This window comes from Cohnella sp. GCM10027633 (assembly GCF_042675445.1).
GTDB lineage: Bacteria > Bacillota > Bacilli > Paenibacillales > Paenibacillaceae > Cohnella.
Map to the genome: position 1 here is coordinate 44138 of NZ_JBHTGV010000002.1, position 16330 is coordinate 60467.

12 protein-coding genes are annotated in these 16330 nt (G+C 50.7%); 10 read left to right on the top strand and 2 right to left on the bottom strand.

The genetic code is table 11. The features are described 5' to 3' along the window. The first annotated feature begins 56 nt into the window (after positions 1-56). From ACFQZG_RS05060 to ACFQZG_RS05090, 7 genes are all read left to right on the top strand, one after another. A complete protein-coding gene (locus ACFQZG_RS05060) occupies positions 57-5366 on the top strand; it encodes a GH32 C-terminal domain-containing protein (RefSeq protein ID WP_378150472.1) in 5310 nt (1769 codons plus the stop codon). A 394-nt stretch (positions 5367-5760) separates the two neighbouring features. After that, positions 5761-6333, top strand: coding sequence for a TetR/AcrR family transcriptional regulator (locus ACFQZG_RS05065; RefSeq protein WP_378150473.1), 573 nt, complete (start codon positions 5761-5763; stop codon positions 6331-6333). A gap of 127 nt (positions 6334-6460) precedes the next feature. After that, positions 6461-6769, top strand: coding sequence for an NIPSNAP family protein (locus ACFQZG_RS05070; RefSeq protein WP_378150474.1), 309 nt, complete (start codon positions 6461-6463; stop codon positions 6767-6769). Between the two features lie 28 nt (positions 6770-6797). After that, positions 6798-7352: an NAD(P)H-dependent oxidoreductase gene (locus tag ACFQZG_RS05075; protein ID WP_378150475.1), complete on the top strand. Its 555-nt coding sequence runs from the start codon at positions 6798-6800 to the stop codon at positions 7350-7352. Then, positions 7349-7981: a DsbA family oxidoreductase gene (locus ACFQZG_RS05080; protein ID WP_378150476.1), complete on the top strand. Its 633-nt coding sequence runs from the start codon at positions 7349-7351 to the stop codon at positions 7979-7981. Before ACFQZG_RS05075 ends, ACFQZG_RS05080 begins: the two co-directional genes overlap by 4 nt. A gap of 27 nt (positions 7982-8008) precedes the next feature. After that, entirely contained in the window at positions 8009-8746 is a 738-nt protein-coding gene (locus tag ACFQZG_RS05085; protein ID WP_378150477.1) for an SDR family NAD(P)-dependent oxidoreductase, read from the top strand. A 24-nt stretch (positions 8747-8770) separates the two neighbouring features. Continuing rightward, positions 8771-9019 (top strand): tautomerase family protein, encoded by a 249-nt coding sequence (locus tag ACFQZG_RS05090; protein WP_378150478.1) that lies wholly within the window; start codon positions 8771-8773, stop codon positions 9017-9019. A gap of 8 nt (positions 9020-9027) precedes the next feature. Here ACFQZG_RS05090 and ACFQZG_RS05095 read toward each other — a convergent pair whose 3' ends face one another. Together ACFQZG_RS05095 and ACFQZG_RS05100 are read right to left on the bottom strand one after the other, a co-directional pair. After that, on the bottom strand, positions 9028-10740 hold the full coding sequence (locus ACFQZG_RS05095) for a sensor histidine kinase (protein WP_378150479.1): 1713 nt from the start codon (positions 10738-10740) through the stop codon (positions 9028-9030). 32 nt (positions 10741-10772) lie between these two features. After that, entirely contained in the window at positions 10773-12356 is a 1584-nt protein-coding gene (locus ACFQZG_RS05100) for a response regulator transcription factor (RefSeq protein WP_378150480.1), read from the bottom strand. A gap of 202 nt (positions 12357-12558) precedes the next feature. Between ACFQZG_RS05100 and ACFQZG_RS05105 the strand changes: the two genes are divergently transcribed. From ACFQZG_RS05105 to ACFQZG_RS05115, 3 genes are all read left to right on the top strand, one after another. Next, positions 12559-13527 (top strand): ABC transporter permease, encoded by a 969-nt coding sequence (locus ACFQZG_RS05105; protein WP_378150481.1) that lies wholly within the window; start codon positions 12559-12561, stop codon positions 13525-13527. A 32-nt stretch (positions 13528-13559) separates the two neighbouring features. After that, the gene (locus tag ACFQZG_RS05110; RefSeq protein ID WP_378150482.1) at positions 13560-14501 is read left to right on the top strand and encodes a carbohydrate ABC transporter permease; all 942 of its coding nucleotides are present in this window, start codon (positions 13560-13562) and stop codon (positions 14499-14501) included. A gap of 100 nt (positions 14502-14601) precedes the next feature. Next, positions 14602-16257: an extracellular solute-binding protein gene (locus ACFQZG_RS05115; RefSeq protein WP_378150483.1), complete on the top strand. Its 1656-nt coding sequence runs from the start codon at positions 14602-14604 to the stop codon at positions 16255-16257. The last annotated feature ends 73 nt before the right edge of the window (positions 16258-16330 follow it).

A 16330-nucleotide genomic window follows, 5' to 3' on the forward strand; every position in this document is an offset into this window, starting at 1 on the left:
AACGCTTACGTGTAAACGCTTGCGTTAGTTTGTGTTTATTATAAGGAGGAAATGAAATGTCTAATTACAAGGAATGGTTAAAACTCATCCTCTGTATCACTTTGGCATTGATTTCTTTACCGGCCTATTCCCAAAATACTCATGCGGCGACAGTTAAAATTGCAGAGTGGAAGTTTGATGAGGGTAGCGGGAAAACGACAAAGGAAGCGGTAGGCAATACGAATAATGCTATTAACTATGTTTTCAATAACGCGGTATATAAACCGTCTAGTGATCCGCTATGGAGGGCCGATGGCATTTCCAATAACGCTTTATTGTTTGACGGATATTCCAACTGGGTAACGCACAATTCAATTTCTACACCATCTTCGGCAATGACCATAGAGACTTGGGTTGCCCCTAGGGCGTATGAATGGGGCGATAACGGAGTGGTTTCAGCAATCGTAAACCAGCAAGATAAACCGGCGAAACAGGGATTTATGCTCGGCGTGTTTCGCGGAGGAACTTGGACGTTCCAAATCGGATCAAATGGAAGCTGGTATGAAGTGTGGGCATACGAACCGCTTCCTAAATACGAATGGTCGCATCTCGTTGCTACATTTGACGGTACGCAAGGTGCGATGAAACTCTACTTGAACGGACAAGAAGTTGCAGCCCGCAGTGTACCTATTAATTCTACGATTACCCCATCCGCAAACCAATTGCTGATCGGCAAAAACAATCAAAGTACGCAACTAGGCGTATTTCCCCTTAATATGTATAACGGACTTATCGATGAGTTGAAAATCAGTAGTGGAGCCTACTCAGCAGCGGAAGCGCAGAGCTCGTTCCAGAGTTATCTGACACAACTAGGAGGTAATCCACCAACCCCTAATCTAACCTTCGATCGGAGCGTATACGATGGAGACAAATATCGTCCCATCTATCACGCCATTGCCCCAGGCCATTGGATGAATGAGCCGCATGCGCCGCTGTATTACAATGGCCAATATCATCTCTTTTACCAGAACAATCAGCATGGTCCTTATTGGCACAATATGCATTGGGGTCACTGGGTGAGCGATGATATGGTTCATTGGCGAGACCTTCCACCGGCAATCTCTCCGGAACTTTTCCAGGTTGATCCGGATGGCGTCTGGTCCGGAAGTGCTGTCGTGGACGACTCTGGGAATCCGACTCTCTTCTTTACTGCCGGCAATGATTCTAAACCATACATGAATAGTAATCAGAATGTTGGTCTTGCACGAAGCACGGTTCAGCAAGATGGTGATAACGACTTAAAGAACTGGGTAAAAGAGTCCAAACTTGCAGTAACTCAGCAGCCTGGGCAAGGTAAACTTGGAGAGTTCCGGGATCCCTATGTATTTAAAGACGGATCGACATGGTTTATGTTGATGGGTACGGGAACGGATAGCCAGGGAGGAACCGCGGCTGTATATTCCACAACGGATCCCCAATTAATGAACTGGACTTATCGCGGCCCGTTGTATACCTCTAATCCCGCTGCTTATCCTTATCTAGGTCAGGTATGGGAACTTCCTGTATTGCTGCCACTAGGAAACGGGAAACATCTTCTAGCAATTAGTCCCGTCGGATCGGGCGCAAACGTTGAAGTTTATTACTGGATTGGTTCTTGGAACAGCACGACTGCGAAGTTTATACCTGATCAGCCTACTCCTCAATTAATGGATTTTGGCGACTTCAAGTTCACGGGGCCAAGCGCGTTTGTCGACCCGGTTACGGGACGTAATATCATGTTTACGATTGCACAAGGGGAACGTTCGTCTCAAGAAGAGTTTGATTCAGGCTGGGCTCATAATGCCGGGCTTCCGGTGGAATTGAGTCTTCGATCAGATGGCAAACTTGGCATTGACCCCATTGATGAATTGCAGTCCCTGCGCGGGCAGCAATTGGTGAATATCACGAGCGATACTAGTTTTGCCTCTGCGAACTCCGTTCTTTCTGCTATATCAGGCGATAACCTTGAAATTGAGATGGAGCTCGCCAGAGGAACAGCCGACCAAGTAGGGATAAAAGTCCGAAAATCGCCAAATAGCGAAGAAGAGACCTTGTTATACTACAAAAACAGTACGGATGAGTTCGGAGTAAATCGGACCAAAACGGTTGCAGGAACTAACAAAGGCATCCAAACAGGAACGGTGGATATCGGCTCTGAAAACGTAAAGCTTCATATTTATCTAGATAAATCCATGGTGGAAGCTTACCTTAACGGATTAAAATCTATAACCACGCGAATCTATTCCACTCGTGAAGATGCCAATGGCTTGCAGTTATGGGGAGACGCGAACACAAGTTCAATCGTTGTCAAATCATTAAAGGTATGGAGAATGAATTCCGCGTACACGCAGGTACCTGCAACCGGATTGAATCTCTCGCCTGAAAGCGTTCAAGTATCAGTTGGCGGGAAGAACAGGCTATACGGAACGGTTACGCCCTCCAACACGTCAAATAAGAATCTGATATGGAGTTCGAGCAATCCCAGTGTAGCGACTGTCGTGAACGGAGTAGTTACCGGAAAGTCGATCGGTACTGCAACGATTACGGCCACAACGCGTGTTGGTGCAAAAACGGATACAGCTCAGGTTATCGTAGTCGCTGCTCCAACTTCTACAAATTTAACGAACGGCGGGTTCGAATCCGGTAATCTAAGCGGTTGGATTGTGGAAAGCGGGACCGCATTTTCAAATAGTTCTGTTACCAGCGATACTGTATTCTCGGGTTCGCAGCCTTACAACCATAAAGGATTCTATCATCTCTTGGGTTCGAAACAAGGTGAAGCGCCAGTAGGCGTTCTCAAATCGCAAAACTTCACGCTAGGCGGGAATGGACAAATCAGTTTCTTGGCAGGCGGCGGTTCCGATATTGACAAGTTGTATGTTTCCTTTGTCCGGGCTTCCGATGGAAATGAATTGTTCAGATCCACCGGACCTGGAACCTATTGGAATTGGCAAAGCACTAAAGGAGAGACGGAAAGCTACACCAGAAGGTATTGGGATGCAACGGATTATATTGGAACCACTATGTATATTAAAGTCGTGGATGAACGTACAGACGCATGGGGACATATTAACGTGGATGATTTCCTTGTTCCCGTCCAAGGAGGTACCGCGGATACCTCTGCGCCATCTGCTCCGGCCAATCTGCAGTCTCCGACCAAGTCGTCTACTTCGGTCACGCTAAATTGGAGCGCCTCTACCGACAATGTAGGCGTTAATGGGTATTTCATCTTCCGGAATGGGATCCAGGTAGGCAACAGCACAACGACGAACTATACAGACACGGGATTAACGGCAAGCACAGCCTATACATACACGGTTAAAGCAACGGATGCGGCCGGGAACCTGTCCACCGCCAGCAACAGCGTGGCGGTAACAACGGACGTAGCCCCGCCCGAAGGAATTACCAACCACGATTTTGAGAGCGGGAACCTGACCGGGTGGACAATCGTCAGCGGTAATGCATTCATCGCAGCTGATGTTACTACGGATTTGAACTGGGGATGGGGGGGGCCATTTAACCAAAATGGCTCGTACCATCTATGGGGATTCAAGGATGGGGGTGACAGCCAGGTCGGAGTCCTCAAGTCCGAAACGTTCACGCTTGGCGGAAACGGAACAATCGACTTCCTCATTGGCGGCGGGAATGATATCAACAACTTGTACGTCGCCCTGGTTCGCGCTTCCGACGGCGTGGAGTTAATGAAGGCGACAGGCAGCAATAACGAAGCGTATAGCCGCGTAACGTGGAATGCGGCTGCTTATATCGGAACCGCAGGTTACATCAAGATCGTCGACAGCTCGACGGGAGGCTTCGGTCACCTCAACGTGGATGATGTGAATGTACCGTCAGGAGGTACCCCGGACACCTCCGCGCCGACTGCGCCGACCAATCTGCAGTCGCCGAGTAAAACTTCTACTTCGGTCACGCTGAGTTGGACTGCCTCTACCGATAATGTTGGCGTTACAGGGTACTCCATCTTCCGGAATGGAACCCAAGTGGGAAGCAGCACAACGACGAGCTACACAGACACGGGATTAACTGCAAGTACAGCCTATACGTACACGGTTAAAGCAACAGATGCGGCAGGAAACCTGTCCGCCGCCAGCAACAGCGTGCCGGTAATGACGGATGCATCCTCTTCCGGGGGGATTATTAACCACGATTTTGAGAGCGGAAATCTGACCGGTTGGACAGTCGTCAGCGGTAATGCATTCAGCGCTGCAGACGTCACTACGGATGTGAATTGGGGATGGGGAGGTCCATTTAACCAAAATGGCTCGTACCATCTATGGGGATTCAAAGACGGAGGTGACGGCCAGGTCGGAGTCCTCAAGTCCGAAACGTTCACGCTTGGCGGAAACGGAACTATCGACTTCCTCATTGGCGGCGGGAATGATATCAACAACTTGTACGTTGCTCTGGTTCGCGCTTCAGACGGAGTGGAGTTAATGAAGGCGACCGGTAGCGCAAATGAAGCATACAGTCGCGTAACGTGGAATGCTGCTACCTATGTGGGAACAACAGGTTACATCAAGATCGTAGACAACTCATCGGGAGGATTCGGTCACATCAATGTGGATGATGTGAATGTACCGACAGGAGGTACCCCGGACACCTCTGCGCCGACTGCTCCAGCAAGTCTGCAATCGCCGACCAAAACTTCAACTTCGGTTACGCTGAATTGGATTGCTGCTACCGATAATGTAAGCGTTACTGGGTACTCCATCTTCCGAAACGGGTCTCAAGTGGGTAGCAGTTCAACAACTAGCTTTACAGACACGGGATTATCGGCAAGTACTACCTACACGTACACGGTTAAGGCAACGGATGCGGTGGGGAACCTGTCCGCCGCCAGCAACAATGTAACGGTAACGACAAACGCTTCCGGGATTACCAACCATGATTTTGAGAGCGGGAATCTAACCGGATGGACAGTCGTCAGCGGTAATGCATTCAGCGCGGCGGACGTCACAACGGATGTGAACTGGGGATGGGGAGGCCCTTTTAACCAAAATGGTTCATACCATCTATGGGGATTCAAGGACGGAGGAGACAGTCTGGTCGGAGTCCTCAAGTCCGAAACGTTCACGCTTGGCGGAAACGGATCAATCGACTTCCTCATTGGCGGCGGGAATGATATTAATAACTTGTACGTCGCCTTAGTTCGCGCTTCAGACGGCATGGAGTTAATGAAGGCGACCGGCAGCGCTATTGAAGCGTACAGTCGCATAACGTGGAATGCTAGCGCCTATGTGGGAGCGGCTTGTTACATCAAGATCGTTGACAACGCAACGGGTAGCTTCGGTCACATCAATGTGGATGATGTGAATGTACCGACTCTATAGTTTTCAAATAAGGGAATGTCCTTGTAAGATAGTTCCTTGTAGACTTTTGTAAGCAGCGATGATTGCGGGTGCTTTGGGTAAATATAGCGAAGCGAATGCCGCGGCAACCAGCTTCGCAGACGACAAGGACATTCCAGCATGGGCCAAAGCTGCGGTTGCTTATGTAAAGCAAGTGGACCATGCAACAAGAGCGGAGGCCGTAACGGTTCTGCTGAACATGCTGGCTCAAAAGAGCGAGTAAAGTTAAACTGACGGGGAACGTTATAACAAAAGCCAGCAAACCCTTGTGTTTGCTGGCCTATTGCACTTCAATCATGGTGATTCTAATGTTTATCCAACTTTTTTCTCCGTAATCGCATTGACATCTTACCTACTGAAAGGTAGAATACAAAACATGAACAACAACAAAACCACGGCAGAGTCGATTCTCGATACTGCCCAACAGCTAGTGCAGGAGTTCGGCTTCAACGGGTTCAGCTATGCGCACATTGCAGAGCGGGTCGGCATACGGACGGCGAGCATTCACTACCATTTTCCGAATAAGGAGGATCTAGGGGAAGCGCTAATTGCAAGGTACCACAGGGAGTTCGTCGCAACCGTTGCTCAGATCGACGCCCAGACGCAGAACAACTTGGAGAAAATTCGCAGTTACGTCATGATTTTCAGCATTCCGGTCGATTCGTACTGCACCTGCCTGAGCGTAATGCTGTCTTCGGATCTGGCCACCTTAACGGAGAAGGTTCGCGAGAAGCTGGCCGAGTTCTTCGCCGCCAACTTGGCGTGGGTAGAACGGGTGCTCGAGCAAGGACGCAGCGAAGGTCAGCTTCAATTCGATGGAACGGCGCAAACGCAGGCGCATAGAATATTGTCCTCTCTTCAGGGGGCGCAGCTGCTTTCAAGAACTTTCCGGGATGCCAATCGGTTCAACGTGATCGCCGAAGGCATCATATCCGCCTTAGTGGAATAAGACGAGGCGGATATTTTTTCTCCACTTTACCTACCTTCTAGTAGGTAGTCTCGTTGTTGGATCAAATTAGGACGAACACCATGATTGAATCTGAATGGGAGGCGAGCAGATGCTATACGAGATGAGAATGTACGATGTCAGCCCGGGCAAGATGGAGGCGATCCTCGAGCGCTTCGATAAGCATGTCGTTGCCTTATTCGCAAAGCATGGGATGACGATCAAGCATTTTTGGGTGGATGCGAATGACGCGGCTAACCGTCTCTATTATGTCGTCGAGCATTCCGACATGGAGACCCGCAACGCGAACTATGAACGGTTTCGCGCGGATCCCGAATGGATCCAAGCGAAGCAGCTTTCGGAGCTGGATGGCCCACCGCTGACTTGGCATCAGGAAAGCATCTTCATGCGTAAAGCAACCTTTTTCAATAACGACTAAACCAACGAACAGAATGGAGCGAATGTAAATGAAAACACTCGTAATCGTAGCGCACCCGAATTTGGAAGCATCGCACTGGAACCAGGCATGGGTCGAAGAATTGAAGAAGAACGGCGATATCACGATCCACGAGCTGTACAAGGAATATCCGAGCGAGAACATCGACGTTCGCCGCGAACAGCAGCTCGTAGAAGCCCATGACCGTATTATCTTCCAATATCCGTTGTACTGGTATAGCATGCCGCCGTTGCTCAAGAAATGGTTCGATGCCGTACTGCAATACAACTGGGCTTACGGTCCGGAAGCGACCGCGACGACCGGCAAAGAAATCGGCGTGGCCATCTCAACCTACGGCACGACGGAATCCTACCTGCCTACGGGATCCAACCGGTTCACGCTGGATCAAATTCTGGCGCCGATTCAAGCAAGCGCCCGATTCATCAGCGCCGTATACCTGCCTCACTTCACGGTTAACGACACGTCCGACGTGACGCCCGAGCGGTTGGCGCAGAGCAGTAAAGCGTACGTCGAGCACGTTAAGACGGTTAAGCCGGCTGCGCCGGTCGCGCAGGTATCCCTATGAACGACGTAACGATTGACGTATATATGGATACGGTATGTCCTTGGTGCCGTATGGGCGATGCAAGCCTAAGAATCGCGCTCAAGGAGCTGCCGGAAGGCATGAATGCCAAAGTTCGTTATCATGCGTATCAATTGAATCCCGGCATTCGCAAGGAAGGCGAGGACTACCGGAAGGTCATGATCGGCCGCTTGGGCGGAGAAGCGCAATTCGAAGCAAGAATGAAGCAATATAATCAAACAGGCTCGCATTTCGGTCTGAATTACAATATGGACCGGGTGAAGGTTACGCCGAACTCCGTATTGTCGCACCAACTGATCGCGATTACCCCCGAGCATCTGCAATCCCGATTGCTCGAGCGTTTATATACGGCTTATTTTGAAGAAGGCGTAAATCTTGGCGATGTAGACGAGCTTGCGACGATCGCGTTAGCGAGCGGAGTTACGAATGATCCTGCGGCACTTAAGGCACGGCTCCTCCAAGGAGATGGACTTGAGAAGGTGGAAGAAGGACAGCGCGACGCGCGGAAGCTGGGTATCAGAGGCGTACCGTACTACATCATTAACGATAAGCACGCATTGACAGGCTTGCAATCGCCTGCTGATCTGATCAACGCATTCAATAGGCAATAATATCACCAACGAGGAGCGATTATAATAATGAGCATTCAAGGAAACGTATATGTCATCACCGGCGGCAGCAGCGGACTTGGCAAAGCTATGGCGGTAGAAGTAGTCAAGCGCGGCGCCAACGTCGTCATTAACGGACGCCGTGAACAAGCGCTGGCGGAAGCCGCGAAGGATATCGACCCGACAGGCAAGCACGTCCATATCGTAGCCGGCGACGTTGCGGAACCCCAAGTCGCGCAGCGTCTGGTCGACGCGGCATTGGCGAAATTCGGCCGCATCGACACGCTGATCAACAACGCGGGCATCTTCATCGCGAAGCCGTTCACGGAGTACACCGAGGAAGAATTCGCGAGATACATGGGCACGAACGTGGTCGGGTTCTTCCATCTGACGCAGCGCGCGCTTGCGCAAATGTTGAAACAAGGCAAGGGGCACGTCGTCAGCATCACGACAAGCCTGACGGACTCGCCGACGGAGCAAGTGCCGTCCGCGCTTGCGAACTTGACGAAAGGCGGTCTGAACTCCACGACGAAAGCGCTGGCGATCGAGTACGCGAAACGCGGTATCCGCGTGAATGCCGTTTCGCCGGGCGTCATCAAAACGCCGATGCATGCGCCGGAAACGCACGGATTCCTGTCTAAGCTGCATCCGATGGGACGCATGGGCGAGGAGCAAGAGATCGTCGATGCGGTGCTGTACCTGGATTCGGCGCAGTTCGTAACGGGCGAAATTCTTCATGTGGACGGCGGCCAAAGCGCCGGCTACTGATCTAAACGAATGGAGGAAAGATTCATGCCGATCGTAAACATTCAGGTCACGCGAGAGGGCACGACGCCTGATCGTCATTCGGTAACCGCCGAAGAGAAAGCAGCCCTCATTAAAGGCGTAAGCGAATTGCTGCTTAGCGTGCTGAATAAGCCGCTGGAATCGACGTTCGTCGTGATCGAAGAAGTCGACACCGACAACTGGGGCTGGGGCGGTCTACCGGCACTGGAGTACCGCCGGAAGCTAGCTGCGCAGAAGGCAGCTACTGAAGAGTAATCTTAGGATCAAACCTGCCGCATCACCTGCAAAGGCAACGCAATGACGATCTTCGTCCCCTGCCCCAACCGGCTCTGGATCGTTACGCCATAGTGTTGTCCATAAGCAAGCTGCACGCGTTCATGTACATTCTTGATCCCGTACCCTGCTTTCGATTCCGTCGAGAGCAGGGTTTCTACTTGCTCGGAAGACATTCCGCAACCGTCGTCTTCTACCTCGAGCAGGAGAGCGGGAGCGCCGACGTGAACGGCTTGATAGATACGTATGACAATATTCAGAGTCTTTTGAGTGTCGTAAATAGCGTGATTAAGCGCATTTTCAACGAAAGGCTGCAGCAACAGCTTTAACGTTTCATGGGATAACAGGTTTTCGTCGATGTCCCAGCGTTCGACGAAGCTATCTTCGAAGCGCATATGTTGAATGGCGAGATAGTGCTTCGTAAGGGCAAGTTCCTTCTCCAATGTAATATATTGATGTCCCATGTTCAGAGAGGTTTGATAGAATCTTGCGAGATGGTTGACGATTTCACTTACCTCGATATCATCGTTCTGGATCGCAAGAGAGGAAATTCCCGACAGCGTGTTGTAGAGGAAATGCGGGTTAATCTGACTCTGCAAGGCATAGAGTTCGGCATCCCGTTTGGCGATTTCCTTCACGTACAGCTTATCGATCAAATCCTTAAGTCGCGCGCTCATCTCGTTGAAGGCCGTGCTTAATTGACCGATTTCATCCTTACTGCTATCGACGGGCAGGAGAATGAAATTACCTTGCTCGACTTGCGCGGCCTGACGGTTTAACTTCCGAAGCCGGCGCGATAGATATTTGGCAATGACGATGATCATGAGGATGGATAAGGCAAGACTGCATAGCGAGATGACGACGATCTGCTGAGCCGTCTTACGGGACGAGCTCATGATTTCGTTAATCGGCGCTAGCGATACGGTTTTCCAACCTTGAGGCATGGCATTATACACGAGCAAGTTAGGATGTCCGTCTATGTCGACGACGGTTCGATTGTCCGACAACTCGGGACCGATGGCTTCGCTGAATGACTTATTCAATAGCGACTTGTCGGCCGCGGAAATAATCTGATTGTCTTCATTGAGCAAGTAGACGCGTTTGTGATGTTCTTCCTTCTCAATCAACCCGTACAGCAGTTCCTCATAGATGCCGATCGTCATCATGCCATAGTTCTGGTTCTGTGAATTGAAGTTGAGAATACGCCCGATATAGATGACGTTCTTCCCCGAAGCCCCCTCGATTACGTTACTGAATATATTATTCCCGTACGTCTGCTGTAACTTCGTCAAATAATCGATCGGCAAATTTTCCGGCGTAATATGCTTGAGGAATAGACCGTCCTCCGGGAGGGTCTTATTGTGTACATACAGGTTGATGCTGGTGAGATTATTGTTCGCGGCTAACAGGCTGTATAAGAGACCGTCGATATAGCGATAGGCTTCGACGAACGAATAGTCTTTGGTGTAGGTTTGCGTTAGATACGTTTGCAACGTGTCGTCGGTATAGATCAGAGACGAAATTTGGCGGAGTATATCCAATTGCGCATTGACGTTGCTGCTGATTTGTTGATTGCTGCTGTGCATGTTCTCATACGTCAGCTCCAATAGCCGCTGTTCCGTACGATCATAGAAGAAGATCGTAATGAACAAGAGCGGGGCGATGGTCACGGTGAGAAACATGAGCAGCAGCTTCTGCAGCAAAGAGGAATCGTTGAATAGTTTCTTCGCCGTCTTCATGGAAGGTTACCCTTCTTCGCGTGCGTACGATATTGGTTAGGGGTAAGTCCGGTACGTTTGAAGAAGACCGAGCCGAAGTAAGAGGGGCTTTCATACCCGACCCGTTTGGCGATCTCATGAACTCGAACATTGGTTTCCTGGAGCATGGCGCAAGCATGATCCATGCGAACCTGCGTTACGTATTCCAGCAAGGTTTTGCCGGTAATATCCTTGAAGATCGTGCGGAGATAGTTGGGCGACAGGAAAATAAGCTCCGCCAATACGTCTATTGAGATGACCTCTCCGTATTTTTTCTGTATGATGCTGCATACTTCGTTGACGATCTCGATATGCCGATCGGCGGGAGAGGTCTCCAGTTCGTCCATCATCATGCCCAAGATTTGACGCATGAGCGTCTTCATGGACTGCATGCTCTCCATCAAGGAAAGGCGCCCGAAGAACTTGGAATCCCTTTCAATAATCTCTTTCAAGTGATGGTTGTTGGCCGCGATCGCGGAGAGCAGCGTATCGAATACGGCGTTGGTTTGCACGAAAGCCTGCTTCACGTTGCCGACCGGCAGACCGCCATCGTAGAAGTCATGGAGCCATTCCTCGATGAGGTCTCTGCGATTCTGTTGAACGGCGGCTATCAAGCGCTCCGTTGCGGGCAAAGGCGTCCTGCGCCGCTCGACCTCCGTATTCTCCCAGTTAGCGTTCGTGAGTCCCGTGCCGTCATTCGCGACCAGTTGATTACGGATTTGCAGCATCCTTGGCCATTGCGACGAGAAGGAAAGTATGGTTTGCGGGGAGCTTGTCAGGAGCAGGGATATCCAACGCCCTGCGTTCGCGGACTGTTCGCGCCAATTCGCGAACGCGTTCATATCGGATTCCTTCGTGACGAATATCCATTGGCCGTCGCGAAGCTTGGTCAGGACGCCAGGGGTATGGCTGGGCAAGCCGGCAATGAAAAATTCCAATCTTTCCACGGTGGAGAAGTCGCCGGACGGCGCATCGAAATCGAGCGGATGTTCCGCCAGCAGGGTGTATTCGTCGATGCTGATCGATAAGAAGGAGAAGGTTCTGTTATCGGCGCCCAGATGCAAGTGGTGGTTGTAGATGGCGGTAACTTCATCCGCCAAACCGGAGAGCAGATTGCCGCCGATCTGGAGAAGCTCGCGCAAATATTCTCCGGACGTTAACAAGGTAGAATGGAGACGGTTCTTCTGCTCTTCGCAACGCTGCAGGACCATCTTCATCGTGTTAGCGAGTTCCGTATGGTCGACGGGCTTCAATAAATAGCCGCAGGCGCCATGCTGCAGGGCGGCATGGGCATATTCGAATTCGTTGTATCCGCTCAGGAACACGATCTGAATCTTAGGGAAGCGAGCGTGTACTTGCTTGCAGAGCTCGATCCCGTCCATGACGGGCATCTTCACGTCGGTGATGAGAATATCCGGCTGCAGGGCTTCTATCTTCTTCATGGCATCTTGTCCGTTGTTGGCGGTGGCTATGACACGGCAGGAGAACTGTTTCCAATCGATATAGTTGGCAAGGGTGTCTAAGGTGCGTCTCTCGTCATCGACCACAATAATCGTGTACATAGACCCTCCGCTGGAGTTAAGATCCCGTATTTTAGAACAGAGTATAAGTTCGAATAGGGATAATGTCAAATGCGAGGGGGTCCGTGAGAAAGTTCGTTTGTTTGAGATAGAAATCGGAAAATCGTGATATAGAGATCGCGGGCAGGATTCCCTATGATGAAGTCGAGATCATCATTCGCAACAAGAGAAGGGAGTCTGGAGAATGGAAGTCGAGGCGGACAGAAGCAACGTAAAGCTGCCGTTGCTGAAACGTCCTACGATAAAAAAAATGATTCGGCAGCGATATTTTTATATGCTCCTGATTCCGGGAATCGTATGGGCAGTATTGTTCTCTTATGCTCCTATGGCTGGGTTGTACATGGCGTTCATAGACTACAAGCCGACGTTAGGGGATTTCTGGGGATCTCTCTTCAAAGCGGATTTCGTGGGATTCCAGTGGTTCGAATACTTCTTCTCGGGGCAAGATTTCTGGCGAGTCATGCGCAATACGTTGGTTTCGAGCGCGTTAACGCTGTCGATCGGGTTTCTGATTCCCATCTTCATCGCCATCACGCTGAATGAAGTAAGAATCAATTGGTTCAAGCGGACGGTTCAAACCGCATCCTATTTGCCCTTCTTCATCTCTTGGGTCGTTGCCTCAAGCATCGTGATTACGTTGTTGTCCGCCGAAGGACCCGTCAATCAGCTGCTGATGAAGATCGGGGTCATAGAACAAGGCGTACTGTTCATGCAGGAAGGCAAGATGTTCTGGATCATCGTTGCCTTGTCGAATGCGTGGAAGGATATGGGGTACAATTCCATCATGTATCTGGCTGCCATTGCGGCCATTCCATCGGAGTTGTTCGAAGCCGCGAAAGTGGACGGCGCCAATCGCTTGAAGCAAATCTGGCACGTGTTACTGCCGATGCTGCGGCCTACGATTATTATTCTGTTGATTCTGAATATCGGCAACTTGTTGAATACGGGGTTCGATCAATATTTCCTGCTCGGCAACTCGCTGAACAGAGAATATTCGGACGTCATTGATACCTATGCGTTCCGTTACGGCATTCAGAATGGCATGTTCTCCTATGCAGCGGCCGTAAGCATGTTCAAATCGGTCGTCGCGTTCATTCTGGTCATCGCCGTCAACCAAATATCCAAAAAAATGGGTCAATCGCATCTGTTCTAACGTTGCGCATGCAGCGGGGAAGGAGTAAGCAAATGGAGCATCAAGTGGCACCGATTAACAAGGCGGGCGCGCTAAGCAAGCGGTCGCAGCGCTATACGCTGCCGACGATTACGGGCAATTTGATCGTATACGGCTTCTTATTGATCTTGTTCGCCGTTACGTTCTTCCCGTTCTGGCATATTTTCATTCTGTCCCTGAACGATGCGTCCGATCCGACTTACGGACGATTCATGCTGTGGCCGAGTAATTTCAGCCTGGATAGTTACACGACCGTCTTGAAGGATTCGGAGATTCTGAGTTCCATCATCGTGACGTTCGGCCGAACGTTCGTCGGCGTGCCGCTTACGCTGGCTTGCGTGTCCATGCTGGCTTATGCGCTAAGTCAGAGAGACCTTGTCGGCTGGCGCGGCATTAATCTGTTCTTCGTATTCACGATGTACTTCAGCGGCGGACTGATTCCGACTTACATGGTCGTTCGCAGCTTGAACCTCATCGATAGCTTCTGGGTGTTCATCTTCCCGGGCATTATGAGCGTCTTCTGGATGATCTTGGTTCGCACCTACATGGAGAATTTGCCCAAAGAAATGGAGGAAGCGGCCCAGATCGAAGGCGCGAACGACATTCAGATTTTCCTGAAAGTCATCATACCCGTATGTACGCCCGTACTGGCCACGATCACCCTGTTCTCGGCCATCGGTCATTGGAATGCATGGTACGATTCTTATATCTACACTTATAATCCGGATTTGAAAACGCTGTCGGCCGTATTGGTGAAAATTCTGAATCAGTTCCAGACCGGCGACATGTTAAGCTCGGCGCAGCAACTGGCCAACGAACAGCGCAAGATGCCGGTATCCAGCGAGAGCATTCGGATGACGGTTACGATGGTGGCTACGCTGCCGATCATGCTTGTATATCCTTTACTGCAGAAGTACTTCCTGAAGGGAATACTCGTCGGCGCGGTTAAAGGCTAAGCGGTACCCATCATAGAAGTATTTTCTCCATTGTTCCGCAGCTTGTTCAGTCCGGAATGTGGTTTAAATAAGCGCTACTTATATCAAGGAGGGTATGTCAATGAAAAAGAGAATCGTCTTGGCAGGGGTACTTGCAAGCATTATGGTTCTAAGCGCGTGCAATTCAGGCAACAACAATTCGGCTAATTCCTCGCCGGAAGCAGGTGCATCAAGCGGTGCATCGAGCAGCGCATCAAGCAGCGCATCAAGCGAAGCGCCGAAGGATCCCATTACCCTTACGTTGTTCGACAAGAACGTGGGCGATCCGTTCACGAACCCCGTTGCGGAAGAAATCACGAAACGCACGGGCGTGTTCATCGAGGTTCAGCAGCCTACCGGCAATCCGGACGAGAAACTGAACTTGATGTTAGTCAGCGGAGACTTGCCCGATATCGCGCTCATCGACAGACGCGAAGCGACGTTGAACAAATACATTGCCGGCGGAGCATTGATTCCGTTAAATGATCTGATCGATCAGTATGCTCCGAATATCAAGGCTCGTTACGGCGACGTTCTATCCAAGAGCGTGTACGAGGACGGCAAAAACTATTACTTGAACAACTGGTACGGCTTGGATCCGGATCCGAACTGGGCGATCAATATGCGTATGGACGTCCTGGAAGAGTTCGGATACGGCGAGCGCGCATTGGCCGGAGAATCCTTCACGCAGGATGAATTCTTGGACTTGCTGAGAAAGTTCAAGGAGAAATATCCATCCGTAGACGGCAAACCTTCGATACCGATGACGGTGAACGCGGATCACATGCCTACGATCATCGGTTCGTTCAAGGCGATGTACGGGATGAAAAATTATTACGAGCATGACGGCAAGCTTGAATTCATCGTTAAAGATCCGCGTTATCTCGAAATGATCAAATTCATCAATACGCTCTATACGGAAGGCTTGCTCGACCGCGAATGGGGTATCAACAAAGCACAGAACTATACGGAGAAAACTTCCAGCGGACGCGTATTCGCAACGGCGGGCGGCGTCGTGAACGAAGCCAACACCGCATTCCGTACGGCAAACGGCGATGATACGAATAAGCTGTTCTACGCCTTCAAGGTAACGGCTCCGGGCATTAATCCGGATCAAACGACCTATGGCCCTCGCAGTTCCTTGGGTTGGGACGGCGTAGGCATTACGGTAGCGAATGAGCATCCGGTCGAGACGATCAAATTCCTGGACTTCTTGGCAAGCGAAGAAGGTCAGTACTTGCTGATGTGGGGTAAGGAAGGCATGAACTGGAATATGGAGAACGGCGTTCACGTACCGACGCAAGAAGCCTTGGATGCCATCAGCGCGGATTGGGCGGCATTCTCGAAAACAACGGGCGCTCGCAAATGGACATGGATGATTCGCAACGGATTGGGCGAAGACGGCACTCCTTATGACTTAATGTTCCGTTACAACAGAGATAACGTGAATCAGCATGCGTTGAAATCGATGGCAGGCTCCACTTGGGATACCGCGCTGTACGACGATCTCGGTCCGAAGGCGGGAACGCCTGACGCCCTGAGCGAACAGAAGATCAAGGACATTATGGACAGCAGCTTCTCCGGCATGGTATATGCGGAGTCGCAATCCGAAATCGACGGCATGTATACGAAGATGCTCGCCGAGCTGGAAGCGAACGATGCAGCCAAAATCGAAGGGATCTACACGGAAAACTATAAGGCGCGCATGGAACTGTATAACGCCGCCGAACAGCAATAAGTTGAAAACCTTATAGAAGCGAATCGCTGAGAAGCGGGGCAGAGCTCGATCGTGCAGCCTGCCCCGTATCTGT

Bases quoted from the DNA above. Each gene is read 5' to 3' on its own strand.
- ACFQZG_RS05115 (WP_378150483.1), top strand. From the start codon at position 14,602: ATGAAAAAGAGAATCGTCTTGGCAGGGGTACTTGCAAGCATTATGGTT.
- ACFQZG_RS05070 (WP_378150474.1), top strand. From the start codon at position 6,461: ATGTACGATGTCAGCCCGGGCAAGATGGAGGCGATCCTCGAGCGCTTC.
- ACFQZG_RS05075 (WP_378150475.1), top strand. From the start codon at position 6,798: ATGAAAACACTCGTAATCGTAGCGCACCCGAATTTGGAAGCATCGCAC.
- ACFQZG_RS05065 (WP_378150473.1), top strand. From the start codon at position 5,761: ATGAACAACAACAAAACCACGGCAGAGTCGATTCTCGATACTGCCCAA.
- ACFQZG_RS05080 (WP_378150476.1), top strand. From the start codon at position 7,349: ATGAACGACGTAACGATTGACGTATATATGGATACGGTATGTCCTTGG.
- ACFQZG_RS05110 (WP_378150482.1), top strand. From the start codon at position 13,560: ATGGAGCATCAAGTGGCACCGATTAACAAGGCGGGCGCGCTAAGCAAG.
- ACFQZG_RS05105 (WP_378150481.1), top strand. From the start codon at position 12,559: ATGGAAGTCGAGGCGGACAGAAGCAACGTAAAGCTGCCGTTGCTGAAA.
- ACFQZG_RS05090 (WP_378150478.1), top strand. From the start codon at position 8,771: ATGCCGATCGTAAACATTCAGGTCACGCGAGAGGGCACGACGCCTGAT.
- ACFQZG_RS05060 (WP_378150472.1), top strand. From the start codon at position 57: ATGTCTAATTACAAGGAATGGTTAAAACTCATCCTCTGTATCACTTTG.
- ACFQZG_RS05100 (WP_378150480.1), bottom strand. From the start codon at position 12,356: ATGTACACGATTATTGTGGTCGATGACGAGAGACGCACCTTAGACACC.
- ACFQZG_RS05085 (WP_378150477.1), top strand. From the start codon at position 8,009: ATGAGCATTCAAGGAAACGTATATGTCATCACCGGCGGCAGCAGCGGA.